The following is a 26,193-nucleotide window of genomic DNA, read 5'->3' as shown; positions in this document are numbered from 1 at the left end:
CGCGTCACGGGGACCGGCGGCTCAGGGTCAGGGAGGCGAGCGCCAGGGCCGCGACGATGAAGCCCGCGACGATGCCGAGGTCGCGCGCGACCTCGGCAAAGGGGTCGGCGTTGCGGGTGATCTCCTTCATCGCGTCGACGGCATAGGACAGCGGCAGCAGGTTGCTCACCCACTCCAGCACGGGCGGCAGCAGCTCACGTGGCACGAGCAACCCGCACAGCAGGAACTGCGGCAGGATGAACGCCGGCATGAACTGCACCGCCTGGAACTCGGTGCGTGCGAAGCCGCTGGCGAGCAGCCCGAGCGCCGTGCCGAGCACGGCGTCGGCGACCGCCACCACAACGAGGAGCCAGAGCGGCCCGGCGATGTCGAGGTCGCACACCCAGACGGCGAATCCCGTTGCCACGACAGCCTGCACGACGGCGAGCAGACCGAACGCGACGGCATACCCCAGCATGAAGTCGCCCTTGCCCATGGGCGTCGTGAGCAGTCGCTCCAGCGTGCCCGACTGGCGCTCGCGGAGCGTTGCGACGGAGGTGACGATGAACATCACGACCATCGGGAAGACGCCGAGCAGGGCGGGCCCGATGCGGTCGAAGACGGGCGTGCCGTCATAGATCCAGGCGAGCAGGCCGAGCAGCACGCACGGCACGACGATGATGAGCGCGATCGTGCGGTGGTCGGTGCGCACCTGGCGCAGCACGCGCCCCGCGGTCGCGACGGTGAGGTCCGGGCTCATGACGCGCTCCTGCCGCTGGTCGCCTCGGCGTCGATGAGGGCGAGGAAGGCGGCATCGGCGTCGACCGCGCCGGTGCGCACGAGCAGCTCGTCGGGGGTGACGTCGGCGAGCACCTCACCGTCGCGCAGCAGGACGAGGCGGTCGCAGCGGGTCGCCTCGTCCATGACGTGGCTCGACACGACGAGGGAGTGGCCGACCTCGGCGAGGTGGGCGAAGAGCTCCCACAGGTCGCGGCGCAGCACCGGGTCGAGCCCGACCGTGGGCTCGTCGAGGACGAGGAGGGTGGGCCGGCCGACGAGGGCGGCCGCGAGCGACACCCGCGACTCCTGGCCGCCGGAGAGGTCGCGGATCAGCTGGTCGGCGTGCGAGACGAGGTCGACCTCGACGAGGGTGCGGTCGACCGCCTCGCGCAGCTCGTCGCCGCGCAAACCGACCGCGTGAGCGAAGTAGGCGACGTTGTGGCGAACCGTCAGGTCGGCATAGACGCTCGGGGACTGAGTCACGTAGCCGACCTCGCGGCGCAGCGCCGGCGAGCCCGCCGGGTGGCCGAGCACGGTGACGGTGCCGCCCTTGACGACCTGCACCCCCACCATGCAACGCATCAGGGTCGACTTGCCCGAGCCCGAGGGGCCGAGCAGCCCGACGACCTCGCCGGCGGGGATCTCGAGGTCGAGGCCCGGGATGACGTCGCGCCGACCACGCACGACCTGCAGGCCGCTGATCGCGACCGCCGGCCCATCGTAGTTATTCATCATGTGATGAAATCTACTCGGGTCGGCGCGGATCGTCCACCAGATAGCCCTGGAGGACCGGGCCGAGGCGCTCGATCAGCTCGTCCCGGCTCGCGGTCGCCACCCCCGGCACCCGCACGACGTAGCGAGCGATGACGAGGCCGATCATCTGCGAGGCGGCGAGCGACCCGCTCAGCTGCGGGTCGGCGGCTCCCGTCGACGCGGCGATGCGTCCGAAGACCTCGCGCCCGAGGAACTCGCGCACCATGCGTGCCGCGTCCTCGCTCGTCATGCTCGATCGCACCAGCGCGACGAGGGCCTCCCGCCGCTCGGGCGGCTCCCACACGGTCAGGAACGTCTCGGCGAGACGCCACCCCAGGCGCTCGCGATCACCGTCGAGCACGCGCTCGATGAGCTCGGACGGGTTGACCGGCACCGCCATGGTCTCGGCGAAGAGCGCCGCCTTGCCGTCGAAGTAGTGGTGCACAAGGGCGGGGTCGACTCCCGCGTCGCGCGCGATCCCGCGCAGGCTCGCCTTGTCATATCCCTTGGCAGCAAAGGAGCTTCGCGCCGCGTCGACGATGGCGGCCCTCGTGTCGGGCCCGCCGGGCCGTCGGCCGCGACCGCGCTGTGCGGCGGCGTCCTCCACGCGTGGGGTCATGGCCACACGTTAACCCTGCCTGCCGTCGCCGCTGCCGTATGCCGTGTGGCGGGCACTGCTCGAACGCTCGGCCTCCGCGTCCCGGAGCAGCTGCTCGGCCTCCTCCTGGCGCGCCCACTGCGCCCAGTCGGCCGCGGTCGTGCCGTGCTGCGCATCGGTGACCGTGGGGTCGGCGCCTGCCTCGAGGAGGGCACGGATGGCGTCGAGGTCACCCATGAAGGCGGCCTGGTGCAGCGCCGTGCGGCCATCACGCAGGTCATCGACACCGATCGCCGCGGGGGTGGTGACCTCGGTCATGGTGAAGCCGTGCGTCGCGAGCAGCTCTGTGCGAGAGGCGAACCCGTGCGATGCTGCCCAGTGCAGCTGGCGCTCCATCATCTCCTCCAGCGACTCGGCAGCCACCCCGAGCCGTTCGGCCCACACCTCACCAGCGGGGTGCCCGAGCCCGTGCTCGAGCAGCAGCTCGAGGTGGCTGTCGTCGCGCCCGAACATCCGGTTGTAGAGCGCCTGCCGGTCGTTCGGGTCGGCTCCCCGCTCGAGGAGGAGCAGGGCGAGGTCGCGCCAGGCCGGGTGCCGCGGCTGTCGGCCGGGCCCCGACTCCCCCTCACCGAGGAGACCGGTGAGCACGGTGAAGGGAGGCGGCACCCCCTGCCAGAGGTAGCCGCTGTCGGGGTCGGCGCCTGCATCGAGCAGCAGTCGCGCGCTGGCGAGCGGATCGCGTTGTGGCACACGGGAGTAGGCGAGATAGAGCAGCGGGGGCCACCCGAACGGGCCGCCGGAGCGGACCGCTGCACCGGGGTCGGCCTCCAGGTGGGCGCGCAGGCTGGCGGGGTCTGCGACGGTGGCTGCGACGAAGAGGTCACGACCCGGCAGGTCCGGGTGGCGCTGCAGCAGCTGGGCGGCCCTGGCCCAGCGAGCCGGGTCGTCGGCGCCGTCGTAGCGCAGGCAGGCCAGTGCGGGCACCGCCTGTGCGAGGCGTCGGACCGCTCCGCCGTCTGCGACGGCGCCGCGGGCGTCGAGGTCCGCCACGTCGTCCAGCTCGGTATCGTCGATCGTCGTCGGGTCGCGGCGCAGCCCCTCACTGCGCCGGAGGTAGTCGCGCAGCCGGGGCCAGCTCGTGAAGCCGTGGGAGCGGGCGAGCACGAGCTGCGCGTCCGCGAGGGCGAAGCCGTCCACCTCGTCGGGCGCGCCCGACGGGTGGTGGCGCTCCACGAGGGCCAGCGCCTCGGGATCGCGGTCGCGCACACCGCGCTGGAGACGTCGCGCGTCGCGCCGGAAGCGCTCGAGGTCGGGGTTGCCGGGCAGTGACAGGGCCATGACGGCCTCCTCTCGTCGTGCCCGGCGTGCGCTGGGTCGGGCCGAAAGGAGGTCGGGCCGATCGCTGTCGTCTCCAGGGAGGCTGAGCCCCTTCCCGCGCACCGGAGGCGACCTGGACGCCGACCTCAGACTACTGCGGGAGCCGGCCACGCGGCATACCCCAGCGGTGTCGTGGGGTGGGCGTAGGGCTGGCGCGGGGCCGGCGTATCCGCCTGATGGGCGCGCCCAGCGCACCTGCGAGCCCGACGACGTAGGGTGTGCCGGTGGCTGAAGCACCGCTGGACCTGCCCCGCGTCTGGGTCGAGTTCACCGACCCGGCGGACGCCGGGCAGCGCTACCGCTGCGACCTCACGTGGCTGACGAGCAGCTGGACGTGCATCTACGGCAACGGCTGCAAGGGCGTCTACGCCGACCGGCCCGACGACGGCTGCTGCACCCTCGGCGCGCACTTCACCGATAAGGATGACGTCAAGCGCGTGGCGCGGGCCGTCGCCGAGCTCGGCGAGGACGAGTGGCAGTTCCACTCCGTCGGCACGGCCACCGGGAGTCGAGACGACTGGACCGAGAAGGAGGACGGCGCCCGCAAGACCCGCGTCGTCGAGGGCGCCTGCATCTTCCTCAACCGCCCCGGCTTCCCCGCCGGCGACGGGTGCGCGCTGCATCAGCACGCCGTGCTGACAGGGGTGCAGCCGCACTCGCTCAAGCCCGACGTCTGCTGGCAGCTGCCGCTGCGCCGCACCTTCCGCACGGTCGAGCTGCCCGACGACACGAGCTACCTCGAGGTGACGATCACGGAGTACGACCGGCGCGGCTGGGGCCCCGGCGGGCACGACCTCGACTGGTACTGCTCCGGCAACCCCGAGGCGCACGTCGGGCGCGAGCCCGTGTATCGCTCCAACCGCGCCGAGCTCGTCGAGCTGATGGGCCAGGCAGCCTACGAGCAGCTGGCGATCCGCGCCGAAGGGCACCTCGCCCAGGTCAAGGCGGTGCGGGCCCGCGGCGTGCGGCAGCTGCTGCCGCTGCTCGTGCACCCGGCCACGCTCGAGGCCCAGGCGACGGCGCGCACGCGCGCGACCCAGGCAGCGAGGAAGCGGGCCCGATGAGCGAGATCATCCCGAGCCCCAACATCTGGGAGTCCCCCGACGTCTACGAGGTGGAGAACCGCGGCGTCGACCGGGACCACGTCATCGAGTCGGCCATGCGCGAGGTGCTCGACTGGGCCGGCCGCGACGTCGTCGACATCGGGTGCGGCACCGGCTACCACCTCCCCTTCTTCGCCCGCGACGCCCGCTCGGTCGTCGGCATCGAGCCCCACCCGCCGCTGGCTTCGCTTGCGGCACAACGCATCTCCGGTATGCCGTCCGTCTCGGTCCGCGAGGAGGGTGCCGCCGCGATCGGGGTGCCCGATGCGTCGTTCGACGTGGCGCACGCACGCTGGGCCTACTTCTTCGGACCCGGCTGCGAGCCGGGCCTGGCCGAGCTCGACCGGGTGATGCGGCCCGGAGGTGCGGCCTTCGTCGTCGACAACGACGCGACCCGCTCGACCTTCGGCGCGTGGTTCCGCCGCGCGCTGCCGACCTATGACCCGCGCGCCGTCGAGCGCTTCTGGGCCCGGCAGAGCTGGCAGCGCGAGCGCCTGGACATCCGATGGGACTTCGACTCCCGCGAGGACTTCGAGGCCGTCATCGGCATCGAGTTCGACCCCGAGCACGCCGACCTCATCCTCGCCGAGCACCCCGACGCCACGGGCGTCGACTACGCCATCAACCTCTGGTGGCGCCGCTACTAAGGTTTGCGCGTCGAGAGGCCAAACCTGGCCGCCTCTCCCCCGTCGAGAGGCCACTTCTGGCCGCCTCTCCCGTGTCGATAGGCCACTTCTGGCCGCCTCTCCCCCGTCGAGAGGCCACTCGTGGCCGCCCCTCCCGCGTCGAAAGGCCACTTCTGGCCGCCCCTCCCGCGGCGGCGGTCCGTGACCAACGCTCGACCACGATTGGCCACTCGACAGGATGGAGGCGACCACGATTGGCCACTCGACGGGATCAGGGTCGGCGGTAGCGGCGGCGGGCGATCTCGCGGATCTCCCCGAGCAGTCCCCACTCGTCGCGCCCGAGCCGTGACAACGGCCTGGCCCGGCGGATGTCGACGTGCGGCGACCCCGGCACCGACTCGTCGAGCACGTCCTCGGCGACCGCGACGTGCAGGACCTCACCGACGACGACCCAGCAGTTGCCGGTCGGCCGCACCTCGTGGAGCCGGCACTCCAGTGCGACGGGCGAGCCCGCGACCCGCGGCGGCGCCACGGTCAGCGCGTCCTCCCGCACCACCCCCTCGACGTCGAACTCGCTCATGCCGGCCGGGTAGTCGGTGCCCGTCGCGTTGACCTGCTCGAAGAGCCACTCGGGAGCGAGGTTGACGACGAACTCCTTTGTCGTCTCGACGTTGTCGAGCGTGTCCTTGCGACCGACGGACGTGAAGGCGACCATCGGCGGGTCGGTGCTGACGACGGTGTAGAACGAGTGCGGGGCGAGGTTGTCGACCCCTGTCGCCGAGCGGCTCGACACCCACGCGATCGGTCGGGGCACGACCGAGGCGGTCAGCAGGCGATACGCCGCTCCCGCCGTGAGGCGATCCTCGGCGGGCCCGTGCCCCAGCGGGATCTCACGTCTCACACGAGGTCCAGCGCGATGTCGACGATCGGCGAGGAGTGCGTCAGCCCTCCCACGCTGATGAAGTCGACGCCCGTCAGCGCATACTCCCGCGCGACCTCGAGCGTCATGCCTCCGGTGGCCTCGATCTCGACCGGCTCGCCCGCAGCGCGCAGCAGCGCCACCGTCTCGCCGAGCACCTCGACCGACATGTTGTCGCACATGATGAAGCGCGCACCGGCGTCGTAGGCCTCCTGCGCCTCGGCAGGGGTTGTCACCTCCACCTGCACCGTGACGTCCGGGAAGCTCTCTCGCACAAGGTCGTAGGCCGCGGCAACCGACCCCGCCGCAAGCTTGTGGTTGTCCTTGATCATGGCCACGTCGTAGAGCCCCATGCGCTTGTTGGTGCCCCCGCCACAGCGCACGGCGTACTTCTCGAGCCACCGCAGCCCCGGTGTCGTCTTGCGCGTGTCGAGCACCATCGTGCCGGTGCCGTCGAGCGCGTCGGCCCAGCGACGCGTGTGCGTCGCGACGCCGGAGAGCCGGCTCAGAAGGTTGAGCATCGTGCGCTCGGCGACGAGGATCACCTGGGTCGGGCCGGAGAGCCTCGCGATGACGTCGCCGCGCTCGACCCGGGCGCCGTCGTCGACGAGCACATCGACCAGCACGTCGGGATCGACGAGGTCGGCTCCCCTGGTCTCGGCGACCGCGGTGAGCACGAGGTCGATGACCGGGACGCCAGCGACCACACCTGGTGCGCGCGCCACGATCTCGGCGACCCGGTGCTGGTCGGCGGGGATCGTCGCCTGAGTGGTCACGTCGACGCCGTCGGGCCCCAGGTCCTCGAGCAGGGCCACCCGCACGACGTCCTGCGCCCACTCCAGGGGGAAGCCGCTCAGTCCGTCGCTCGTCACCGCAGCACTCACCATGTCTCCTCGATGACCGACTCCGTATGCCGCACGGGCCCGTCCGCTGCCGGGGCCGGCACCGCGCGTGGCTTGTCCTCGTCCATCACCGGCGACGGACCGTCGAGATCGAGTCCGTCGAGGTTCGACCGCGGCACGGGCACGACCTCGGTGTCGAGGCGTCCACCGGCACCCCGGACGAGGTGCACGTGGTGCAGGAAGTGCTCGTCGTCGCGCGCCGGGAAGTCCTCGCGCACGTGTCCGCCGCGGGTCTCTGCGCGGTGCGCCGCAGCACGGGTGAGGGCGCGGCCGAGGTGGAGCAGGTTCGTCGCCTCCCAGCTCTTGGGCCCCCCGGGGCGGCCGCTGTCGTCGGTGACCCCGCGGCGGGTGACCTCGGCGAGAGCGGACTCCGTGCGCTCCAGGGAGGCGGCCGAGCGCACCGTGCCCGCGCCTGCGGTCATGGCGCGCTGCACGTGGAGGCGGCGCTTGCCGCGGATGAGCTCGGGCTGCTCGTCCGACACGACGGGCACGGTGTCGGGCAGCTCGCCCGCGCCCAGCCGGCTCGTGAGGTCGTCGGCGATCCGCCGCCCGAAGACGAGTCCCTCGAGGAGGGAGTTGGACGCGAGGCGGTTGGCACCGTGCACGCCGGTGCACGAGGTCTCGCCGCAGGCATAGAGGCCCTCGAGCGACGAGCGGCCCCGCAGGTCGGTGCGCACCCCGCCGCTCGCATAGTGCTGGGCCGGGGCGACGGGGAGCAGCTGGGTCGCGGGGTCGAAGCCGAGCTCACGACACCGCTGGACGATGGAAGGGAAGCGCTGCTCGAGGAAGTCGGCACCGAGGTGGCGGCAGTCGAGGTAGACGTGGTCGGTGCCGGACTCGCGCATCCGGGTGATGATCGCCCTCGCCACGACGTCACGCGGCGCGAGGTCGGCCAGCTCGTGCTGACCCTGCATGAAGCGCACACCCTGCTCGTCGACGAGGAACGCGCCCTCGCCGCGCACCGCCTCGGAGATGAGCGGCTGCTGGCCCCGCGAGCCCTCGCCGAGCCAGAGCACGGTGGGGTGGAACTGCACGAACTCGAGGTCGGCCAGCACGGCACCGGCGCGCAGCGCTGCGGCCATGCCGTCGCCGGTCGCGACCGACGGGTTGGTCGTCGACGAGTAGATCTGGCCGAGCCCGCCCGTGGCGAGCACGACGGCCCGCGCCTGGGCCGCCCCGACCCCGTCGACCTGGCCCTCCCCGATGACGTGCAGCGTCACGCCACAGACCCGTGACGAGGCGTCGGTGAGCAGGTCGACGACGAGGGCGTGCTCGATGACCTCGATGCCGGGGTCGTCACGAACCCGGTCGAGCGCGGCGATGAGGGCGCGTGAGATCTCCTTGCCCGTGGCGTCGCCGCCGGCGTGCAGGATGCGGTCGCGGTGGTGGCCGCCCTCACGGGTCAGCGAGATCTGGCCGGTGTCTCCGCGGTCGAAGTCGGCCCCCAGCGCGATGAGGTCCCAGACGGCGTCGGGCCCCTCGTTGACGAGCGCCTCGACGGCCTCGACGTCGCAGAGGCCGACCCCCGCGACGAGGGTGTCGTGGATGTGCTCGGCGGGGCTGTCCTCCGGCGACATGACGGCGGCGATGCCGCCCTGGGCCCAGGCCGTCGACCCCTCGTCGAGCACCGTCTTGGTGACGAGCAGCACGCGGTCCACCCGCCGCCTGAGACGTAGGGCCGTCGTCAGGCCGGCGATGCCGGAGCCGACGACGATGACGTCGGCCGTCGTGGTCCAGCCCGGTGCGGGCGCCCGCAGGCGCCGGGGGATGGTGATCTCGGGGAGCCCGCTCACCGGCATACGCTCGGCCTCTCAGTCATCGGAGTGCTGGTAGTCATGGTGCCGCTCGGTGACGGCCGACGTGAGCAACCCGTACCCGTCGGGCACGTCCCCGGCATCGTGACCGACCTCGACCACTCTGTTGTGGTCGTCGACGAAGACGACCCGTGGCTCGAACTCCCGTGCCTCTGCATCCTCCATCGCCGCATACGCGATGACGATGACCGTGTCGCCGGGCGAGATGAGCCGCGCCGCAGCACCGTTGATGCAGACGATGCCGGTGCCCCGCTCGCCCTCGATGGCGTAGGTCGTGAGGCGGTTGCCGTTGTCGACGTCGACGACGTCGACCTGCTGCCCCGGCCACAGGTCGGCGGCATCGAGCAGGTCGCGGTCGATCGTCAGCGAGCCGACGTAGTGCAGGTCAGCCTGCGTGACGGTCGCGCGATGGATCTTGGAGTGGAGCATGAAGCGCTGCAAGGGATTTCGTCCTCAGCTCGAGAGAGTGGCGTGTCGCCCGTCAGGCCCGCGAGAACGTCTCGAGGGCGCCCCCGCCGGGGCCGACGAGCAGGGGCAGGTTGTCGATGAGTCGCGTCGTGCCGACCCGACCGGCGACGGCGAGCAGAGCCTCCCCGTGATACCACTCCGGCACGTCCTCGAGGGTGTCGGGGTGCACGAGCACGAGGTAGTCGACGAGGGCGAGCGGCTCGCGCACGAGCACGGCACGGGCCGCGCGGCGCACCGCCGACGGCCCCTCGGCGGCGGCCTCCGCCCCGGCCCGCAGCGCGGCCGACAGGCACCGTGCCGTCTCGCGGTCGGAGGGGGTGAGGTAGGTGTTGCGACTCGACATCGCCAGTCCGTCGGGCTCGCGCACCGTGGCGACGGCTACGACGTCGACGGGGAGGTCGAGGTCGCGGCACATCCGGCGGATGAGGAGCAGCTGCTGGGCGTCCTTCTGCCCGAACCAGGCTGAGTCGCACCGCGTCAGGTGCATGAGCTTGGAGACGACCGTGAGCATGCCGTCGAAGTGACCCGGTCGTGACTGCCCCTCGAGCACGTCGCCGAGCGGACCGGCGGAGATGCGCACGCCGGGGTCGCCGTCGGGATAGACGACGTCGGGCGTCGGCGCGAAGACGAGGTCGACGCCGGCCGCCGTGCAGATGGCGAGGTCGGCATCGAAGGTGCGCGGGTAGCGCGACAGGTCCTCCTTGGGCCCGAACTGCAGGGGGTTGAGGAAGATCGTGACGACGACGTGGCGGTGCGCCTGGCGCGCCTGGTGGATGAGGGTCGCGTGGCCCTCGTGCAGGGCGCCCATCGTCATGACGACGGCGACGTCACCGTCATCGAGGGCGGCGCGCGCCTCGCGCAGCTCCTCGCGGGTGCGGGCGACCACGGGAGTGCTCCCGAGGTCCCTGGCCGGGCCGGTCTCTGGTGCGGTCACGTCTCGTCCTCCTCGTGGGCGAGCAGCTCGAGCAGCGGCTCGGCGGCTGCCGCACGGAGTCGACCGCTGAGCAGAGCGCGCTGCGCCGTCGCGCGGGCGAGCGCGAGGTAGGTCGGACGGATGTCCGGCGCCACCCTGCGCAACATCGCGACGTGCCCGGCCACCGTACCGGCATCGCCTCGGGCGACCGGTCCGGTGAGGGCGGCGTCACCCAGCTGGAGGGTGTTGGACAGGGCTGCCGACAGGAGTGGCTCGAGCACGCGGGCAGGGTCGTCGACGCCCGCCTCGGCGAGCAGCTGCATCGACTGGGCCACGAGGGTGACGAGGTGGTTGGAGCCGTGCGCGAGGGCCGCGTGGTAGGTCACGCGCTCGTCCTCGGGGATCCACACCGGGTCGCCGCCCATCTCGATGACGAGCGCTTCGCCGAGGGGACGCGCCAGGTCGACGGTCGTCACGCCGAAGCAGCAGTCGTGCAGGCGCTCGAGGTCGATCGGCGTGCCCGTGAAGGTCATCGCGGGGTGGAGCGCCAGAGGCACGATGTCGCTCGCCGCGGCCGCCTCGAAGATGCCGATGCCGTGCGCTCCCGAGGTGTGCAGCACGAGCTGGCCGGGGGTGAAGGTGCCCGTCGCGCTGAGCCCGGCGACGAGGTCGGCGAGCGCGTCGTCGGGCACGGCGAGCACGACGAGGTGTGCCCCCGCGACGACCTCGGGGATCGGCCGCACCGGCACGCCCGGCAGCAGGGTCGCGGAGCGCTCGAGACTGGCCTCGCTCACGGCCGAGACGCCGGTGACGTGATGCCCGGCCCGCGCCAGGGCCGCTCCGAGCACTGCCCCGACCCGACCCGCGCCGACGATCCCGACCTCGAAGCGGGCCGGTCGCTCGTGCGGAGTGCTCACCCACTGCACGCTATCGCCTACAGTCCGTGGGCGTGGATGCCCTTCCGTGGCGCGACGCCTGGCACGACGCCCTGTATGCCGCCGGGCGGGGTTTCTACGTCACGCGCGGTGGCCCTGCCGAGCACTTCACGACCGCGACGCACGGGGTGACCGGGGCGGCCCTCGCGGAGGCGCTGCTGCGGCTGTGGCTCCGCGAGCACGACGGGCTGCCCGCGGTCGTCGTCGACGTGGGTGCCGGGCGGGGCGAGCTCGCCACCCACCTCCTCCGGGCGCTCGACGACGTCTCCCCCGTGGAGGGCTCACTCCCCGACACCCCAGACCCCGTCGAGTGGGCAGTTTCACCCACCGACGATGGGTGGAAAGTGCCCACTCGACCGGGTGGGGACGACGACGAGTGGGCAGTTTCACCCACCGGCGACGGGTGGAAAGTGCCCACTCGACGGGGCGGCGAGGACGGCGACGGGTGGGGAGTGCCCACTCGACCGGGTGAAGACGTCGAGTGGGCAGTTTCACCCACCGACGACGGGTGGAAAGTGCCCACTCGACTTGGCGGGGAGGACGGCGACGGGTGGGGAGTGCCCACTCGACCGGGTGAGGACATCGAGGGGGCAGTTTCACCCACTCGAGTCGTGGCCGTCGACGTCGTCGAGAGACCGGCCGGCCTCGACGAGCGCATCGGCTGGATGCGCTCCCCCGGCGGTGCGGCCCTGCCCGACGAGCTCGCCGGGCTGAGCGACGCCCTCGTCATCGCCCACGAGTGGCTCGACGTCGTGCCCTGCACGGTGGCGCAGGTCGACACCGGCGGCACCACCCGCACCGTCCTCGTCGACCCGCGGACGGGCGAGGAGACGCTCGGCCCCGAGCCCTCCGACGCCGACCGGCACTGGGCCGCAGCGCACTGGCCCGCCACGACGCCCGGCGACCGCATCGAGGTCGGGCTCTCCCGCGACGAGGCCTGGGCCGACCTCGTGGCTCGCGTCGACTCCGGCCTGCTCGTCGCCGTGGACTACGGCCACACGCGGGCCGAGCGGCCGAGCGGGGGGACGCTCACGGCATACCGCCGCGGGGTGCAGGGCGACCCCGTGCCCGACGGCACGATGGACCTCACGGCCCACGTCGCGGTCGACAGCCTCGACGCCGACGAGGTCGGGCGCCAGCGCGACCTGCTGCGGCGGCTCGGCGTGCGGGGGCAGACCCCGCCGCACGCCCTCGCCTCGAGCGACCCGCTCGCCTATCTGCGCGCGCTCGAACGGGCCGGCGCGGAGGCTGAGCTCATCCGGCCCGCGGGGTTCGGCGACTTCTGGTGGGCGGTGAAGCGGGTCGCAGGCCGGGACGTAACCTGAGGGACATGCGTCGCGTGCTCTCGGTCCTCGCCGTCCTCGTGGTCGTGGTGCTCGGGGCGCCGCTGACCGCGAGCGCTCACGACGTGCTCGAGACCACCACTCCGGCCGCCGACTCGACCGTCCAGCGCCTGCCGCAGAGCGTGAGCCTGACCTTCACAGACGCGCCGCTGTCGATCGGCACCCAGGTCGTCGTCACCGGGCCGAGCGGGGCGGTGCAGCAGGGCGCGCCGACGATCCAAGGCCGCGTCGTCACGCAGGCGATCTCGCCCAGTGCGCCCGCCGGCAGCTACACGGTGGCCTACCGCGTCACCTCCGACGACGGCCACCCGGTGACGGGGAGCTACGCCTTCGTCGCGACGACGGGCCTCGACGGGTCGACGGCCGCCCCCGTCACGGCGCCGCAGCCGCCGGCAGAGGCCGCGCCCGCCTCCGCCTCCGACGACAGCGCGTCCTTCCCGCTCGCCGCGGTGATGCTGTCGATCGCCGGCACCCTCGTCCTGCTCGCGATCGGCGGCTTCGTCGCCCTCCGCGCCCGGGCTGCCGACCGACGCTGAAAGCGCGAGCAGCCCGGCGACGGCTACTCGAGAGGCTGGTTGAGGAACCAGCGGTGACCGAACGGGTCACGGAAGACGGCGAGCCGGCCGATCGGCGGGTTGTCCGCGGGCTCGCGGTCGATCCGCGCACCACCGCGACGCGCCCGCTCGCAGAGTGCATCGACGTCGCTGACCGTGACGTGCAGCGTGACGGCGTTGCCACGCGTGGGGTCCGGGGGCGCCACCCCTGCCGACTCAAAGGCGTCCGACATCATCCACCGGGCACCGTCGACCGCGAGCTCGCAGTGCCCCACGCGGCCGTCGGGCATGACGACGGGCTCGTCGGTGACGTCGGCGCCCAGGTGCTCGCGATACCACTCGATCGCTGCGCGAGAGTCGGCAACGCAGATGTAGGGGGTCAGCTCACTCATGCGTCATCCTCCCTCGAACTCCATCCGGCGTGGTGGGCCGGCGTGAGCCTGCGGGCACGCGCCGCACCACGAGGCTCTCGTAGCCGCGCAGCACGAAGGTGGGTCGTCGCACCGCCTGGACCACCTCGAGCGGCCCCAGGCGCTGGAGCAGCGCTCGCACCGAGACCTGCAGCTCCATCCGTGCCAGCGGGGCGCCGAGGCAGAAGTGGATGCCCGCTCCGAAGGCGAGGTGCGGGTTGGGGTCGCGGTCGGCGCGGAAGCGGTCGGGCTCGTCGAAGACAGCGGGGTCACGGTTCGCCGCACCGAGCAGGGCCGCGACCTTCTGCCCCTCGCGGATCGTCACGCCGTGGAGCTCGACGTCGCGGGTGGCCGTGCGCTCGAAGAGGTGCAGGGGTGAGTCGTGCCGGAGCATCTCCTCGACGAGCAGGGCGACCGCCTTGTCGCCGTCGCCGTCGTCGTCGCCGAGGGCGCCGAGCACTGCCGCCAGCTGGTCGGGCTCGGCGAGGAGCGAGCCCAGGCCGTTGCCGAAGCCGTTGACACTCGCCTCGTGACCCGCGTTGAGCAGCAGCACGACGGTCGCCACCAGCTCGCGCCGCGACAGCCGGTCACCGCCGTCGCGCTCCTGCACGAGCGAGGTCAGCAGGTCGTCGCCCGGGTGCGCTGCGCGCTCGGCCGCGAGCTCGTCGACGTATGCCGCGAACTCGGCACACGCTCGTTTCGCCTCCTCCTGCGCTGGCCGGGTGGGCGCCACCTCGTACATCCTCACGATGGCCTGTGACCAGTCGCGCAGCCGTTTCCAGTCGGTGGCCGGGGCCCCGAGGAGCTCACAGATGACGAGGACGGGCAACGGTTCGGCATAGGCCTCGATGAGGTCGACCCGGCCGCCTCCCTCGCCGGGCTGGTCGAGCGCCGCCTCGACGCCCGTAAGCAGGTCGTCGGCGATCTGCTCGACCCGGGGCCGCAGCCGCTCCACGTGGCCGCGGTTGAACGCTCCGGCCACGAGCCGACGTAGCCGCGTGTGCTTCGGCGGCTCCGAGTCGAGGATCGAGTCGGCGTGCAACCAGTCGAAGACGGTCCACGGATCGTCCTCCCCCGTTGCCCGTGGACGGAAGATCCGGCCGAGACGCCGGTCGCGGAGCACGCCACCCGCCGCGGCGTGGGTGGTCGTCACCCAGAGGCCGAGTCCGTCGTGCCACTGCACCGGCCCCTTCAGCCGGGCCTGCGCGAGGGCCGGGTAGGGACCGGCGACGAAGGCGGGGTCGGTCAGGTCGAACGAGGCGCTCACCCTGCACACTCTGCCCGACCGCGGGGCGACCCGGGGAGGGGCCACACGGCATACCGGAGCGGTGTGGGCCGTAGGCTCTGGCCCATGACGGAGACCACCGCCTCGTCGTCGGGCCAGCGCCAGGCGCTGACCGTCGGTGTCGGCGCAGGCGGCCTCGCGACGGCCGACATGGTGCTCAACATCGGCCCACAGCACCCGGCGACGCACGGCGTGCTGCGGCTGCAGATCGTCGTCGACGGCGAGCGCATCGTCAGCGCCGAGCCGATCATCGGCTACATGCACCGCGGCGCCGAGAAGCTCTTCGAGGTGCGCGACTACCGCCAGATCCTCGTGCTCGCCAACCGGCACGACTGGCTGAGTGCCTTCTCCAACGAGCTCGGGGTCGTGCTCGGCGTCGAGCAGATGCTCGGCATGGAGGTGCCCGAGCGCGCGGTCTGGGCGCGCACGGCGCTCGCCGAGATCAACCGGGTGCTGAGCCACCTGATGTTCCTCGGCTCCTACCCCCTCGAGCTCGGTGCGATCACGCCCGTCTTCCACGCCTTCCGCGAGCGCGAGGAGCTCCAGGCGGTCATGGAGGAGGTCTCCGGCGGCCGGATGCACTACATGTTCAACCGGGTCGGCGGCCTCAAGGAGGACCTCCCGGCCGGGTGGATGGGCCGGGTCGACAAGGCGATCGCCAACGTGCGCGCCCGGATGCCCGACCTCGAGCGCCTCATCGTCGGCAACGAGATCCTCGAGGGGCGCACCCGCGGCGTGGGCGTGCTGCCCCGCGACCGGGCGATGGCCTACGGCGTGTCCGGCCCCATCGCGCGCGCGAGCGGTCTCGACGTCGACCTGCGCCGCGACGCGCCCTACCTCGCCTACGGGGAGCTCTTCGGCGACAAGGGCCCCGGCCGCGTCGTCACCCGCACGGCCGGTGACTGCCTCGCGCGCCTCGAGGTGCTCATCGAGCAGACGCACGTGGCGCTCGACCTCGCCGAGGCCTGCCTCGACCGGCTCGTCCAGCTGCCGCCAGGACCGATCAACGTCAAGCTGCCCAAGGTGCTCAAGGTGCCCGAGGGGGAGATCTACTGCGCCACCGAGAATCCCCTCGGCTTCAACGGCTACTACCTCGTCTCGCGCGGCGAGAAGACGCCGTGGCGCCTCAAGCTGCGGTCGGCCTCCTTCAACAACGTCTCGGTGCTCTCCGAGATGCTGCCCGGCCAGCTGATCGCCGACATGGTCGCCATCCTCGGCTCGATGTTCTTCGTCGTCGGGGACGTCGACAAGTGAGCCGCCGTATGCCGTCCGCCCGGCTCTCGCGCGAGAGCGTCCTGCGTGCCGCCGCCGTCACCGTCATCACGGCCGCCATCACACTCGCGGCGGCCTGCTCCGACGAGGACACGGTCGACACCGTGCCGCCGCCGTGGCCGACGCGCACGACGACGCCCGACGGCCCGCCCCAGCCGCCGTCGCAACCGACCCCGACGGAGCCGGCGCCCACCTCGACCGAGACGCAGGCAGCGACCACCTGACTCAAGCCGGTCGGCTCAACCGGAGGTCGTCAGCACGGCGCCGGTGACGACGTCGACCACAGGACGTGTGCCGAGCGGCCGCGCCAGCGGCATCGTGGCCGGCGTTCCGATGAGCTGGGCCGTGCAGACCTCGCCGCTCATTCCGGATGACGAGCCGCCCACGACCACGGCGTCACTCTCCTCGAGCAGGTGAGCCCCGAGGCCCAGGTCGCACGCGCCGTGCCCGATGGTCACGACGAGAGCGTCGTCGCGCAGGACGACTGGGGGCTGAGCGGACAGCAGTCCGGCGGTGCCCTCCTGGCCGCCACCACCGAGGGTGGGTGGTGTGGGCAGGGAGCCGAGAGCCGACTCCTCGACGGCGATGACCTGATACGGCGTCGTCAGCCCCTCCGCCCAGAACTGCCAGGCCGGCAGCGTCACGCGACCGTGGTTTGTGTCGGCCTCGACCGTGCCGAGCTCGGCCCGGGTGACGGTGATCGGGCAGGCGGTGGCGACTGCCCCGCATCCCGGTGCCCCGCGCCGAGCCAGCTCGAGCGTCTCGCGAGCGCCGAGCACGGGCAGCGAGCGGGTGCTCCCGCCGGGAACGGTCACCGTCCGGGTGGTTGCGTCGCCCCGCAGGCTCGGCGCCGCCTCGAAGCCGCCGTTGCCGAAGGCCTGCTTGAGCTCCTCGTTCGGATAGCCGGTCTCGACGACGCGCGGTGACAGCAACACGAGCGAGGCGGCATACGTGCTCAAGGTGCCGTCCGTCCGCAGCGCGGCGAGCACCGCCTCTGCTCGGACGTCGAAGGCTTCCGGAGCGTCGGCCACGTAGGGCAACGTCGTCGGGGACGACTCAGCTGCGACTCCAGGCGGTGCCTCCGTGCTGCCGCAGGCCGACAGTGCAAGCGCCGACATGACCTTCGAGTGCCGGCGCACTCGCCACCCGCCGTCGCCTCGACTGCATCCGTCTCGACCAATTCGCCGCGTGCAGCATCTGACCAGCATGACGTGTCCGCAGCCCGTGCGCGCGGGCCTCGTCCGCGGACCGATGGATCAGCGCGTGTGGGTGGCGGGTCAGGCTGGGGGCGGGGTCTCGTCCTCGTCGTCGCGCGGGCGAAGGCGGCACCAGCGCTGCACGACCATGCCCGAGACGCCGAGCAGGAGCGCCACGACGGCGTGCAGCGCAAAGGGCAGGATCCGGTCGCGCTGCGACGGAACGTCGGCATTCGGCAGCAGCACGAGGACGTTCGCGACGTACCACCCCACGAGCACCGCACCGGTCAACGCTGCCGACTGGGCGAGCACGAGCGTGCGGGCTGCCCGCAGCGGCGACACGCTGCCGTCGGAGCGCCCGTCGCGCACCTTGCGCACCTGCCACCCGGCGACGAGCAGGCCCGCGCCGAGGAAGATCATCACCGCGATGGCGACCCAGCCGGGCGACGGCACCTCGGCTCCGCCGGAGGTGACGAAGCGCAGCACGAGCGACGACAGCCCCGTGGCGATCAGTCCCGCGATGACGAGGGTCGTCACTCGGATGCCGGTGTGTGGTGTCACTGGTGCTCCCATCGGGGGCCGGGCCGCACGCCCGCCGCGTCGAGGTCGGGTGAGATGGCGTCGAGCACTTCAGACACCGGGCGTATGCCGCCGTCCCCGGGTGCCACACGCAAGGTGGCCCTCGGGTCGACGTCCTTCCACGGGCCGAGCACGAACGCCCGCTCGACCGCTCGGGGGTGCGGCAGCGTCAGACGCGGGTCGTCGCTGACGACCTCGCGCGCGCCGCCGGGGGCGCCGAACTGGATGAGGTCGAGATCGAGTGTCCTTGCGCCCCAGTGGATCTCGCGGGTGCGACCGTGAGCGGCCTCGATGCGGTGCAGCTCCTCGAGGAGCACGTCGGGCGCTGCCGCCGACCGGCCGACCACCACGGCGTTGAGGTAGGGCGGCTGCTCCGGACCGCCGACCGGGTCGGTCTCGACGATCGACGACACGCCGGTCACGGTGAGTCCGGGCACGTCGCGCAGGGCGGCCAGCGCCGACGCCAGGGTCTCGCCGCGGTCGCCGAGGTTTGACCCCAGGGCGACGACGACCGCGGCAGCGTTGGCGCGCTCGATCCGCACCTGCACGTCGGTGAAGGGCTGGCCGACCGGGGCCTCGGGCTTGTGCACGACGACCTCGACGAGCTCGACGAGGTCGTGGCGCAGCACGTCGTCGGCGATGACCTCGGCGAGGCGCTCGATGAGGTCGAAGGACGGGCCGGCGATGCGGGCGACGACGTCGGCGGCGACCTCGGCGTAGTTGACGGTGGCGGCGAGGTCGTCGGTGCGGCCGGCCCGCTCGAGGTCACACGTCATCGTGACGTCGACGACGAAGGTCTGTCCGTCGCGCTTCTCGAAGTCCAGCACGCCGTGGGTGCCGCGGCCGGAGACGCCCTGCAGGACGATGCGGTCAGCCATCAGTCGGCTGCCTCGGGCGCGTGGTCGAGGGCGGCTTGCACGACCGCCAGGGCGCGCACGGTCGAGGCGACGTCGTGCACGCGCACACACCACAGGCCGGCCATGGCGGCCATCACCGAGGTGGCGGTCGTCTCGGCGTCGCGCTCGGCCGGGGGTCGCGGCGCGACGCCCTCGTCACGTCCGAGGCGGCCGAGGAAGGTCTTGCGTGAGGCACCGAGCAGGATCGGGTGGCCGAGGCCGTGCAGGACGGGGAGGGCCGCCATGAGGGCCCAGTTGTGGTCGGCCGTCTTGGCGAAGCCCAGACCGGGGTCGAGCACGAGCCGGTCGGCGGCGATGCCGGCCTCGAGGAGCGCGTCGCGGCGAGCCGACAGCTCGTCGAGCACCTCGCCGACGACGTTGCCGTAGACAGCACGCGACTGCATCTGCGTGCTGTGGCCGCGCCAGTGCATCGCGATGTAGGGCCAGCCGGACCCGGCCACGAGCGGCACCATCTCCGGGTCGGCGAGGCCGCCGGACACGTCGTTGACGATCGCTGCGCCCGCGTCGATGGCCGCAGCAGCAACCTCGGCCCGCATCGTGTCGATCGACACGACGGCGCCGCGCCCGCTCAGCGCCTCGATGACGGGGACGACGCGGCGCAGCTCCTCGGCCACCGACGGACGGTCGGCGCCCGGTCGCGTCGACTCGCCACCGACGTCGACGATGTCGGCCCCGGCCTCGAGCACCTCGAGGCCGTGCGCGATCGCAGCGTCCGACTCGAACCACTCGCCACCGTCGGAGAAGGAGTCGGGCGTGACGTTGACGACCCCCATGACGAGGGTGCGCTCCGTCGTGTCCAGCAGCTGCTCAGCGGGGCTGCCGGCTCCGCGCTCGGCGTGCGAGTCCGTCACTTGTTGCCCTCGAGCATGAGTGCCATGGCCTCTGCTCGAGTGGCCGGGTCGCGCAGCTGGCCGCGGACGGCCGAGGTGATGGTGCTCGCGCCCGGCTTGCGGATGCCGCGCATCGACATGCAGAGGTGCTCGGCCTGGATGACGACGATGACGCCCTGCACGTCGAGGTGCTCGACCATCGCGTCGGCCACCTGCGAGGTCAGACGCTCCTGCACCTGGGGCCGGCGGGCATAGACCTCGACGAGCCGCGCGAGCTTGGACAGGCCGGTGACGCGGCCGTCCTCGCTGGGGATGTAGCCGACGTGCGCCACGCCGTGGAAGGGCACGAGGTGGTGCTCGCACGTGCTGTAGAGCTCGATGTCGCGCACGATGACGAGCTCTTGGTGGTCGATCTCGAAGGTCGTGCCGAGCACGTCGGCCGCGTCCATGTCGAGACCGGCGAAGATCTCGGAGTAGGAGCGGGCGACGCGGGCCGGCGTGTCGAGCAGCCCTTCACGAGAGGGGTCCTCGCCGATGGCCAGCAGCAGCTCACGCACGGCGGCCTCGGCCCGCGCCTGGTCGATCGCCACCGCTCAGCTCTTCTCGCCCGGGTTGATCGGACGGTCGTCGGGCACCTCGATGATCTGCTGCGGAGGGTGCTCGTCGGCGAGGGGGTGGGCCCCGACCGAGGCCGCCTCGTCGATCTTCTCCTCGATGGCGCGGTCGGGTGCCACGGGCGGCGGCAGGTGACCGTGCTGGCCGTTGGAGCCGTTTCGGGCGGCGACCTCGCCGGGCGTCAGCACGGGCGGGCGGTCGCCCGGCACGCGCGTCTGCGACGAGAGCCACGTCGGCCGCTGCGGCACACGCACGACCTCGGTGAAGATCTCGGCGAGCTCGGCCTGGTTGAGCGTCTCGCGCTCGAGCAGCTCGAGGACGAGCTTGTCGAGCACGTCGCGGTTGGCGTTGAGCGCCCGGTAGGCCTCGTCGTGGGCGGCCTCGATGAGGGCGCGCACCTCCTCGTCGACGATGCGGGCGATCTCCTCGGAGTAGTCGCGCTGGTGACCCATGTCGCGACCGAGGAACACCTCGCCGGTGCCCTGGCCGAGCTTGATGGCACCGATGCGCTCGGACATGCCGAACTCGGTCACCATCTTGCGGGCCATGCCGGTGGCCTTCTCGATGTCGTTGCTCGCACCGGTGGTCGGCTCGTGGAAGACGATCTCCTCCGCGACGCGGCCACCGAGGGCGTAGGAGAGCTGGTCGAGGATCTCGTTTCGCGTCGTGGAGTACTTGTCGTCGACGGGCATGACCATCGTGTAGCCGAGCGCCCGGCCACGCGGCAGGATCGTCACCTTCGTCACCGGGTCGGTGTGGTTGAGCGACGCGGCGACGAGGGCGTGACCACCCTCGTGGTAGGCCGTGATCTTGCGCTCCTTGGCCGACATGATGCGGGTGCGCTTCTGCGGGCCGGCGATGACGCGGTCGATGGCCTCGTCGAGCGAGTAGTTGTCGATGATCTTCTTGTCGCTGCGCGCCGTCAGCAGGGCGGCCTCGTTGAGCACGTTGGCGAGGTCGGCACCGGTGAAGCCGGGCGTGCGGCGAGCGACGGCGAGCAGGTCGACGTCGGGCGCCATCGGCTTGCCCTGGGCGTGCACCTGGAGGATGTGGTTGCGGCCGAGCATGTCGGGGGCGTCGACGGCGATCTGGCGGTCGAAGCGGCCCGGACGCAGCAGGGCCGGGTCGAGGATGTCGGGCCGGTTGGTCGCGGCGATGAGGATGACGTTGGTCTTGACGTCGAAGCCGTCCATCTCGACGAGGAGCTGGTTGAGGGTCTGCTCACGCTCGTCGTGACCGCCGCCCATGCCGGCGCCACGGTGGCGACCGACGGCATCGATCTCGTCGACGAAGACGATCGCGGGGGCGTTGGCCTTGGCCTGCTCGAAGAGGTCACGCACACGGCTCGCACCGACACCGACGAACATCTCGACGAAGTCGGAGCCGGAGATCGAGTAGAACGGCACGCCCGCCTCGCCGGCGACGGCGCGCGCCAGCAGGGTTTTGCCGGTGCCCGGCTGGCCGTAGAGCAGCACGCCCTTGGGGATCTTGGCGCCGACGGCGAGGAACTTGGCCGGCTCCTGGAGGAACTCCTTGATCTCGGTGAGCTCCTCGATCGCCTCGTCGCAGCCGGCGACGTCGGCGAAGGTGACCTTCGGGGTGTCCTTCGTCGCGAGCTTGGCGCGGGACTTGCCGAACTGCATGACGCGGTTGCCGCCACCCTGCATCTGGCTCATGAGGAACCAGAAGAGACCGAGGATGATGATGATCGGCAGGATGGAGAAGAGGAGCGAGCCGACCCAGCTCTGCTGGTCGATCTGGTCGTCGACACCCTTGGTCGGGGGCTTGGCGTTGAGCGCGTCGACGACTTCCTTGCCACGCGCGTCGACGTAGAAGGCGTAGACCGACTTCGCGTCCTTCACGTCGCCCTCGGGCGAGGTGTAGGGCTTGACGAGCGTGAGCTCCATCTTCTCGTTGTTGAGCAGCTTGGCCGACTCGACGTTGCCGCTCGAGATCTGCTTCATGGCCTCGGAGGTGTCGATCCGCGGCGGGCCGGACTCGGAGAGCAACATGCCGAAGACGAGCGCGCTGATGAGGACCATGATCCACAGCAGTGGCGTGCGCAGTATCCGCTTAGCGTCCATGTACGTGCGGGGCCAGACGGCCCCGGTCCTCCTGCTCGTCCGGTGAGTTGATCCACCGGCACAACGTCCGGCGCCCCACCAGTGTTCCGCATGTCGTGCTCACGTGACGAACCGGTCCGAGCCATCCCCGAGCCATCCCCGGGCCTTCCCCGAGCCTTCCCCGGGCCTCCCCGGGCCTCCCCGAGTCGCTCGGAGACTGCTCCGCCAGACGGAGCAGGATGAGAGTGACCTCAGCCGGTGGCCGCGCGGAGGGCCTCGAGGACGCGGCGGTCGATGCCCTCGGGACTCAGCCGCGCCTCGTAGTTGGCGTTGCCGGCCCAGTCGGCCAGGGCGACGGCGAGGTCGGCGGCGGCATACCCCTCGGCGGCGAGGCGCGAGCGCACCTCCTCGGCGAGCTCCCCCTCGAGCGGCTGCACGTCCTCGGGCTTGCCGAAGTGCATCTCCCACTCCGACAGGAGCCGGCCGAGCTCGCCCACGGGGTCGGTGTGGTCGTCGACGCGCAGGTCGGCGAGCACCCCGCTCGCGTCGTAGCCGGCTCCCGGCTCGACGGCATACATCGCGGCGCTCTGGCGCCCCCGCGAGTCACCGCCGGCCTCGTCGCCCGCGACGAGCGCGGCCAGCAGGCGCTGTGCCAGCGGCCGCCCGGCCGAGGCGTTCCAGGCCGACTCCATCGAGGTCACGACGTCGGGACCGGTGAGGATGTTGCCCTGGATGGCGTATGCCGTGTCGCCGTCGTCACGCGCGACCCCGCCGGCCCACGCGTTGCACTCGGACCCCGTGAAGGTCGCGGCGTTGCCCACGCCCACGACGCCGACCTGGCGCGTCTCGCGGCCGTCGTCGAGGGCGGTCGCGGCGGCGAGCGCCTCCTCGGCGCCCTCACCCGCAGCAAGGCGCCCCAGCAGCTCCTCGAGGTAGGCGACGCGGGCGAACGACTGCGTCGCGACCGCACCCACGCCGACGCGGGCGGCTGGCACGACAGCGCCGACGGCGAGGAACTTGCTCGCGACGGCGACGCCGTAGGCCTCACCCTGACGGGCCACGATGGAGAAGGTCATGCGGCCAAGCCCTCAGGAGTAGACGTGCGGCGCGAGGGTGCCGACACAGCGCAGGTTGCGATACTGCTCGGCGTAGTCGAGGCCGTAGCCGACGACGAACTCGTTGGGGATGTCGAAGCCGACGTAGCGCACCGGGATGTCGACCTTGACGACGTCGGGCTTGCGCAGCAGGGTGCAGATCTCGACCGAGGCGGGGCTGCGCGACTCGAGGTTGGCCTTGATCCACGAGAGCGTGAGGCCCGAGTCGATGATGTCCTCGACGATGAGCACGTGGCGCCCGGTGATGTCGGTGTCGAGGTCCTTGAGGATGCGCACGACGCCGGAGCTCTTCGTGCCCGAGCCGTAGGACGAGACCGCCATCCAGTCCATCGGGGCGGTGCCGGGAAGGGCCCGCATGAGGTCGGCCATGACGACGACAGCGCCCTTGAGCACGCCGACGAGGAGGAAGTCCTTGCCCTCGTAGTCGCGCCAGATGTCTGCCGCGAGCTCGGCCAGTCGCGTCTGGATCTGCTCCTCCGTGAGCAGAACCGTCGCGAGGTCGTCTCCCATGTCGGTGTGGTCCACGAGGACTCCTCCGTGTGGTGGTGCGCGTGAGTGGGGGCGCGGTGTGGTGCGGTGGTGGTGCGGTCACACGCTGGGCGTGCCTGACCATTCAACAGCACCCTCGCCGCCTCAGGCGCTGGCGGTCTCCCGCAGGGGGGTGAAGCGGATCTCCCGGCCGGTGCGGGCGACGGCGATGCCGCCCGGCACGTGCAGCGGACCCTGGCCGTGCCACGAGGTCAGCAGCGCGTCGAGCGACTCGACGTGGGCGGCGCTGACGTCGGCGAGCGGCGCTCCGGCCTCGGCCGCGAGCAGCCGCCAGACCCGGGTGCGGATCGCCCGTGGCAGAGCGGCGAGGGCCTCGAGGTCGACACCGGGGGCGCCCGCCGCCTCGGGCAGCTGCGCGCGGGCCCGGATCGCGAGGGTCTCGAGGTAGTCGGCGTCCTCGCGCAGCAGGTCGGCCGAGCGGGCCAGCGCGGCGGCGAAACCCGGCCCCAGCTCGGCCTCGAGGGTCGCGAGCAGCCGCCGCGCCCGCACCCGGCGGAAGGAGTCGTCGCTGTTGTGCGGGTCGTTCCACGGCTCGATGCCGTAGGCCGCGCAGGCCGCGAGCGTCGTGGCGCGCGGCAGGGCGAGAAGGGGGCGGATGTAGCGGTCGCGGCGCACCGGCATACCGCTGAGGGAGCGGGCGCCCGAGCCTCGAGAGAGGCCGAGCAGCACCTGCTCGGCCTGGTCGTCGCGGGTGTGGCCGACGAGGATCGCGGCCGCGTTGAGACGGTCGGCGACCGCCTCGATGGCGGCGTAGCGGGCGCTGCGCGCATCGGCCTCGAGGCCGGCTCCGGTCTGGCGCACGTCGGCACGGACGACCTCGACGGGGTCGAGGGCCATGTCGCGGCACAGGGCCGCGGCGGCCTGGGCGACGTCGTCGGAGCCGGGCTGCAGGCCGTGGTCGACGACGACGGCGCCGGCGCGGATGCCGGCTCGCTCGGCCTCGAAGGCGAGGGCCGCCGCGAGGGCCACGGAGTCGGTGCCCCCCGAGCAGGCGACGAGCACCGTCGCCCCGGCGGGGAGGTCGGCAAGGTGCTGGCGCACCGCGAGTCGGGTGGCGGCAACGGCCGGGTCGGGGCCGCTCATCGGAGGAAGTCCGCCTCGCCGTGCACCCGGCGCACCCAGGCTGCCGGCTCGATGATCTCCTCGGGTCGCGGCAGGGTCTCGGGCGAGGTCCACACCGCGTTGAAGCCGTCGCGGCCGACCTGGTCCATGACGGCCCGGACGAAGATGGCCCCGTCGCGATACTGCCGCATCTTGGCCTCGAGGCCGAGCAGCTTGCGCAGCAGCCGGTCGACGCCGACCGCGCCGTTGCGGCGCTGGTCGAACTTGCGCCGGATCTCGTCGACGCTCGGGATGATGGCGGGGCCAACATCGTCCATGACGACGTCAGCGTGGCCCTCGAGCAGCGACATCACGGCGGTGATCTCGGCGATGCGGGCCTTCTGCTCGGGCGTCGCGAAGAGCTGCCCGATGCCCTCGCCCGACGAGATCACCTCGGGGAGGTTCTTGGTGAGCTGCTCGAAGCGGCTCGTGAGGTCCTCGGGCGTCGGCGCGAGGTCGACGGCGAGGCTCTGGGTGCGGCTGATCATGTGGTCTCGCAGCCACGGCACCGCCGTGAACTGCACCCGGTGGGTCTCCTCGTGCATCGCCACCCAGCGGCGGAAGTCGCTCGGGTCGACCTCGAGGCGGCGCTCGGTCGCGACGATGTTGGGGGCGACGAGGAGCAGCCGCGGCGTGCCTCCCGGGGCGAGGTCGTACTGCCCGAGCACCTTGCTGGAGAAGAAGGCGAGCAGCCCGCCCATCTCGGCGCCGGTGACCTTGCTGCCGATGGCGGCCGCCGTGGCGCTGCCCGGCTGGCCCTTCTTGCGGGTGTTGAGCTTGTCGACGACGGGGTCGAGCATCGCCTTGAACGAGTCGACGTTGGCGTCGATCCAACCCGCCCGGTCGACGACCAGCACGGCGGGGGCGTCCTCGGGGGCGGCCAGCCGGCTCGTCTCGGCGACCGGCCCCACGGCGGAGGTGGCCGCCGCCCTGAGGTCGGCGACGATCTCGGCAGCCTCGTCGCTCGAGACCTGGGGCCCGGGGCTGACGATGGTGCGGCCGGTGCGCTTGGCGAAGTCGTAGTCGACGTAGGCGAGGTGGCCGCTGCTCGGACCGTCGCTCGACCCCGCCTCGCTGATGACGGTGGTGTCGGTCATGCCAGTCCTCCCGATGCCCCTCATGGGTCCTGACGGCTGTGTCGCGGATCTGGTGCTGGTGCCCTGCTGTCGTGCCCGTTCGTCGGCCGCGGCCGGTGCG

Annotated in this window: 28 protein-coding genes; 6 read left to right on the top strand and 22 right to left on the bottom strand. The window is 72.2% G+C overall.

What is annotated here, in order from left to right:
• Positions 1-4: 4 nt before the first annotated feature.
• Genes LG278_RS04915 through LG278_RS04900 form a run of 4 tightly spaced genes read right to left on the bottom strand, consistent with a single transcriptional unit; the run spans position 5 to position 3,448 of the window.
• Entirely contained in the window at positions 5-739 is a 735-nt protein-coding gene (locus tag LG278_RS04915) for an ABC transporter permease (RefSeq protein WP_404391516.1), read from the bottom strand.
• Positions 736-1,494 carry an ABC transporter ATP-binding protein gene (locus LG278_RS04910; protein WP_404391514.1) on the bottom strand — a complete coding sequence of 253 codons (759 nt, stop codon included), beginning with the start codon at positions 1,492-1,494 and terminating at the stop codon, positions 736-738. The genes LG278_RS04915 and LG278_RS04910 overlap by 4 nt, the downstream gene beginning before the upstream one ends.
• A 10-nt stretch (positions 1,495-1,504) precedes the next feature.
• On the bottom strand, positions 1,505-2,131 hold the full coding sequence (locus tag LG278_RS04905) for a TetR family transcriptional regulator (RefSeq protein ID WP_404391512.1): 627 nt from the start codon (positions 2,129-2,131) through the stop codon (positions 1,505-1,507).
• Positions 2,132-2,140: 9 nt separating this feature from the next.
• On the bottom strand, positions 2,141-3,448 hold the full coding sequence (locus LG278_RS04900; protein ID WP_404391510.1) for an ankyrin repeat domain-containing protein: 1,308 nt from the start codon (positions 3,446-3,448) through the stop codon (positions 2,141-2,143).
• A 263-nt stretch (positions 3,449-3,711) separates the two neighbouring features.
• Here LG278_RS04900 and LG278_RS04895 point away from each other — a divergent pair, with 263 nt between their 5' ends.
• Both LG278_RS04895 and LG278_RS04890 read left to right on the top strand, forming a co-directional pair.
• On the top strand, positions 3,712-4,551 hold the full coding sequence (locus tag LG278_RS04895) for a hypothetical protein (RefSeq protein ID WP_404391508.1): 840 nt from the start codon (positions 3,712-3,714) through the stop codon (positions 4,549-4,551).
• Positions 4,548-5,237: a class I SAM-dependent methyltransferase gene (locus LG278_RS04890; protein ID WP_404391506.1), complete on the top strand. Its 690-nt coding sequence runs from the start codon at positions 4,548-4,550 to the stop codon at positions 5,235-5,237. Before LG278_RS04895 ends, LG278_RS04890 begins: the two co-directional genes overlap by 4 nt.
• A 250-nt stretch (positions 5,238-5,487) precedes the next feature.
• Here LG278_RS04890 and LG278_RS04885 read toward each other — a convergent pair whose 3' ends face one another.
• The 6 genes from LG278_RS04885 to LG278_RS04860 are packed head-to-tail and all read right to left on the bottom strand — an operon-like array spanning position 5,488 to position 11,158.
• Positions 5,488-6,117: a flavin reductase family protein gene (locus LG278_RS04885; protein WP_404391504.1), complete on the bottom strand. Its 630-nt coding sequence runs from the start codon at positions 6,115-6,117 to the stop codon at positions 5,488-5,490.
• On the bottom strand, positions 6,114-7,019 hold the full coding sequence (nadC, locus tag LG278_RS04880) for a carboxylating nicotinate-nucleotide diphosphorylase (protein ID WP_404391502.1): 906 nt from the start codon (positions 7,017-7,019) through the stop codon (positions 6,114-6,116). The genes LG278_RS04885 and nadC overlap by 4 nt, the downstream gene beginning before the upstream one ends.
• Positions 7,016-8,836 (bottom strand): L-aspartate oxidase, encoded by a 1,821-nt coding sequence (locus LG278_RS04875; protein WP_404391500.1) that lies wholly within the window; start codon positions 8,834-8,836, stop codon positions 7,016-7,018. Before LG278_RS04875 ends, nadC begins: the two co-directional genes overlap by 4 nt.
• 12 nt (positions 8,837-8,848) lie before the next feature.
• The gene (gene panD / locus LG278_RS04870) at positions 8,849-9,292 is read right to left on the bottom strand and encodes an aspartate 1-decarboxylase (RefSeq protein ID WP_404391498.1); all 444 of its coding nucleotides are present in this window, start codon (positions 9,290-9,292) and stop codon (positions 8,849-8,851) included.
• Positions 9,293-9,332: 40 nt separating this feature from the next.
• Positions 9,333-10,253, bottom strand: a complete 921-nt coding sequence (panC, locus tag LG278_RS04865) for a pantoate--beta-alanine ligase (RefSeq protein ID WP_404391496.1) — start codon at positions 10,251-10,253, stop codon at positions 9,333-9,335.
• The gene (locus LG278_RS04860) at positions 10,250-11,158 is read right to left on the bottom strand and encodes a Rossmann-like and DUF2520 domain-containing protein (RefSeq protein WP_404391494.1); all 909 of its coding nucleotides are present in this window, start codon (positions 11,156-11,158) and stop codon (positions 10,250-10,252) included. The genes panC and LG278_RS04860 overlap by 4 nt, the downstream gene beginning before the upstream one ends.
• A 23-nt stretch (positions 11,159-11,181) precedes the next feature.
• On the opposite strand from LG278_RS04860, the gene LG278_RS04855 reads away from it, so the two are divergent.
• Positions 11,182-12,492: an SAM-dependent methyltransferase gene (locus LG278_RS04855; RefSeq protein WP_404391493.1), complete on the top strand. Its 1,311-nt coding sequence runs from the start codon at positions 11,182-11,184 to the stop codon at positions 12,490-12,492.
• A gap of 5 nt (positions 12,493-12,497) precedes the next feature.
• Complete coding sequence (locus LG278_RS04850) at positions 12,498-13,046, top strand: copper resistance protein CopC (protein WP_404391491.1); 549 nt, start codon at positions 12,498-12,500, stop codon at positions 13,044-13,046.
• A 23-nt stretch (positions 13,047-13,069) separates the two neighbouring features.
• Here LG278_RS04850 and LG278_RS04845 read toward each other — a convergent pair whose 3' ends face one another.
• The gene (locus tag LG278_RS04845) at positions 13,070-13,456 is read right to left on the bottom strand and encodes a VOC family protein (protein ID WP_404391489.1); all 387 of its coding nucleotides are present in this window, start codon (positions 13,454-13,456) and stop codon (positions 13,070-13,072) included.
• Entirely contained in the window at positions 13,449-14,741 is a 1,293-nt protein-coding gene (locus LG278_RS04840; protein WP_404391487.1) for a cytochrome P450, read from the bottom strand. Before LG278_RS04840 ends, LG278_RS04845 begins: the two co-directional genes overlap by 8 nt.
• Before the next feature lie 84 nt (positions 14,742-14,825).
• Here LG278_RS04840 and LG278_RS04835 point away from each other — a divergent pair, with 84 nt between their 5' ends.
• Both LG278_RS04835 and LG278_RS04830 read left to right on the top strand, forming a co-directional pair.
• Positions 14,826-16,013 (top strand): NADH-quinone oxidoreductase subunit D, encoded by a 1,188-nt coding sequence (locus tag LG278_RS04835; RefSeq protein WP_404391485.1) that lies wholly within the window; start codon positions 14,826-14,828, stop codon positions 16,011-16,013.
• A gap of 8 nt (positions 16,014-16,021) precedes the next feature.
• Positions 16,022-16,255 carry a hypothetical protein gene (locus LG278_RS04830; RefSeq protein ID WP_404391483.1) on the top strand — a complete coding sequence of 78 codons (234 nt, stop codon included), beginning with the start codon at positions 16,022-16,024 and terminating at the stop codon, positions 16,253-16,255.
• A gap of 15 nt (positions 16,256-16,270) precedes the next feature.
• Here LG278_RS04830 and LG278_RS04825 read toward each other — a convergent pair whose 3' ends face one another.
• The 10 genes from LG278_RS04825 to LG278_RS04780 form a co-directional block, all read right to left on the bottom strand.
• A complete protein-coding gene (locus LG278_RS04825; protein ID WP_404391481.1) occupies positions 16,271-17,062 on the bottom strand; it encodes a hypothetical protein in 792 nt (263 codons plus the stop codon).
• 246 nt (positions 17,063-17,308) lie between these two features.
• Complete coding sequence (locus LG278_RS04820; protein ID WP_404391479.1) at positions 17,309-17,788, bottom strand: DUF3180 domain-containing protein; 480 nt, start codon at positions 17,786-17,788, stop codon at positions 17,309-17,311.
• On the bottom strand, positions 17,785-18,684 hold the full coding sequence (gene folK / locus LG278_RS04815; protein WP_404391477.1) for a 2-amino-4-hydroxy-6-hydroxymethyldihydropteridine diphosphokinase: 900 nt from the start codon (positions 18,682-18,684) through the stop codon (positions 17,785-17,787). Before folK ends, LG278_RS04820 begins: the two co-directional genes overlap by 4 nt.
• Positions 18,684-19,496 carry a dihydropteroate synthase gene (folP, locus tag LG278_RS04810; RefSeq protein WP_404393532.1) on the bottom strand — a complete coding sequence of 271 codons (813 nt, stop codon included), beginning with the start codon at positions 19,494-19,496 and terminating at the stop codon, positions 18,684-18,686. The genes folK and folP overlap by 1 nt, the downstream gene beginning before the upstream one ends.
• Positions 19,497-19,570: 74 nt before the next feature.
• A complete protein-coding gene (gene folE / locus LG278_RS04805) occupies positions 19,571-20,143 on the bottom strand; it encodes a GTP cyclohydrolase I FolE (RefSeq protein WP_404391475.1) in 573 nt (190 codons plus the stop codon).
• A 3-nt stretch (positions 20,144-20,146) separates the two neighbouring features.
• Positions 20,147-22,252, bottom strand: a complete 2,106-nt coding sequence (ftsH, locus tag LG278_RS04800) for an ATP-dependent zinc metalloprotease FtsH (RefSeq protein ID WP_404391473.1) — start codon at positions 22,250-22,252, stop codon at positions 20,147-20,149.
• A 230-nt stretch (positions 22,253-22,482) separates the two neighbouring features.
• Complete coding sequence (locus LG278_RS04795) at positions 22,483-23,307, bottom strand: DUF1028 domain-containing protein (protein WP_404391471.1); 825 nt, start codon at positions 23,305-23,307, stop codon at positions 22,483-22,485.
• 12 nt (positions 23,308-23,319) lie between these two features.
• Positions 23,320-23,871, bottom strand: coding sequence for a hypoxanthine phosphoribosyltransferase (gene hpt, locus LG278_RS04790; RefSeq protein WP_404391469.1), 552 nt, complete (start codon positions 23,869-23,871; stop codon positions 23,320-23,322).
• 108 nt (positions 23,872-23,979) lie between these two features.
• A complete protein-coding gene (tilS, locus tag LG278_RS04785; RefSeq protein ID WP_404391467.1) occupies positions 23,980-24,978 on the bottom strand; it encodes a tRNA lysidine(34) synthetase TilS in 999 nt (332 codons plus the stop codon).
• Positions 24,975-26,093, bottom strand: a complete 1,119-nt coding sequence (locus LG278_RS04780) for a zinc-dependent metalloprotease (RefSeq protein ID WP_404391465.1) — start codon at positions 26,091-26,093, stop codon at positions 24,975-24,977. The genes tilS and LG278_RS04780 overlap by 4 nt, the downstream gene beginning before the upstream one ends.
• Positions 26,094-26,193: the final 100 nt, after the last annotated feature.

It is taken from the genome of Humibacillus xanthopallidus, from assembly GCF_044793955.1.
Taxonomy (GTDB): Bacteria; Actinomycetota; Actinomycetes; order Actinomycetales; family Dermatophilaceae; genus Humibacillus; species Humibacillus xanthopallidus_C.
This window is presented reverse-complemented; position numbering and strand designations above follow the sequence as displayed.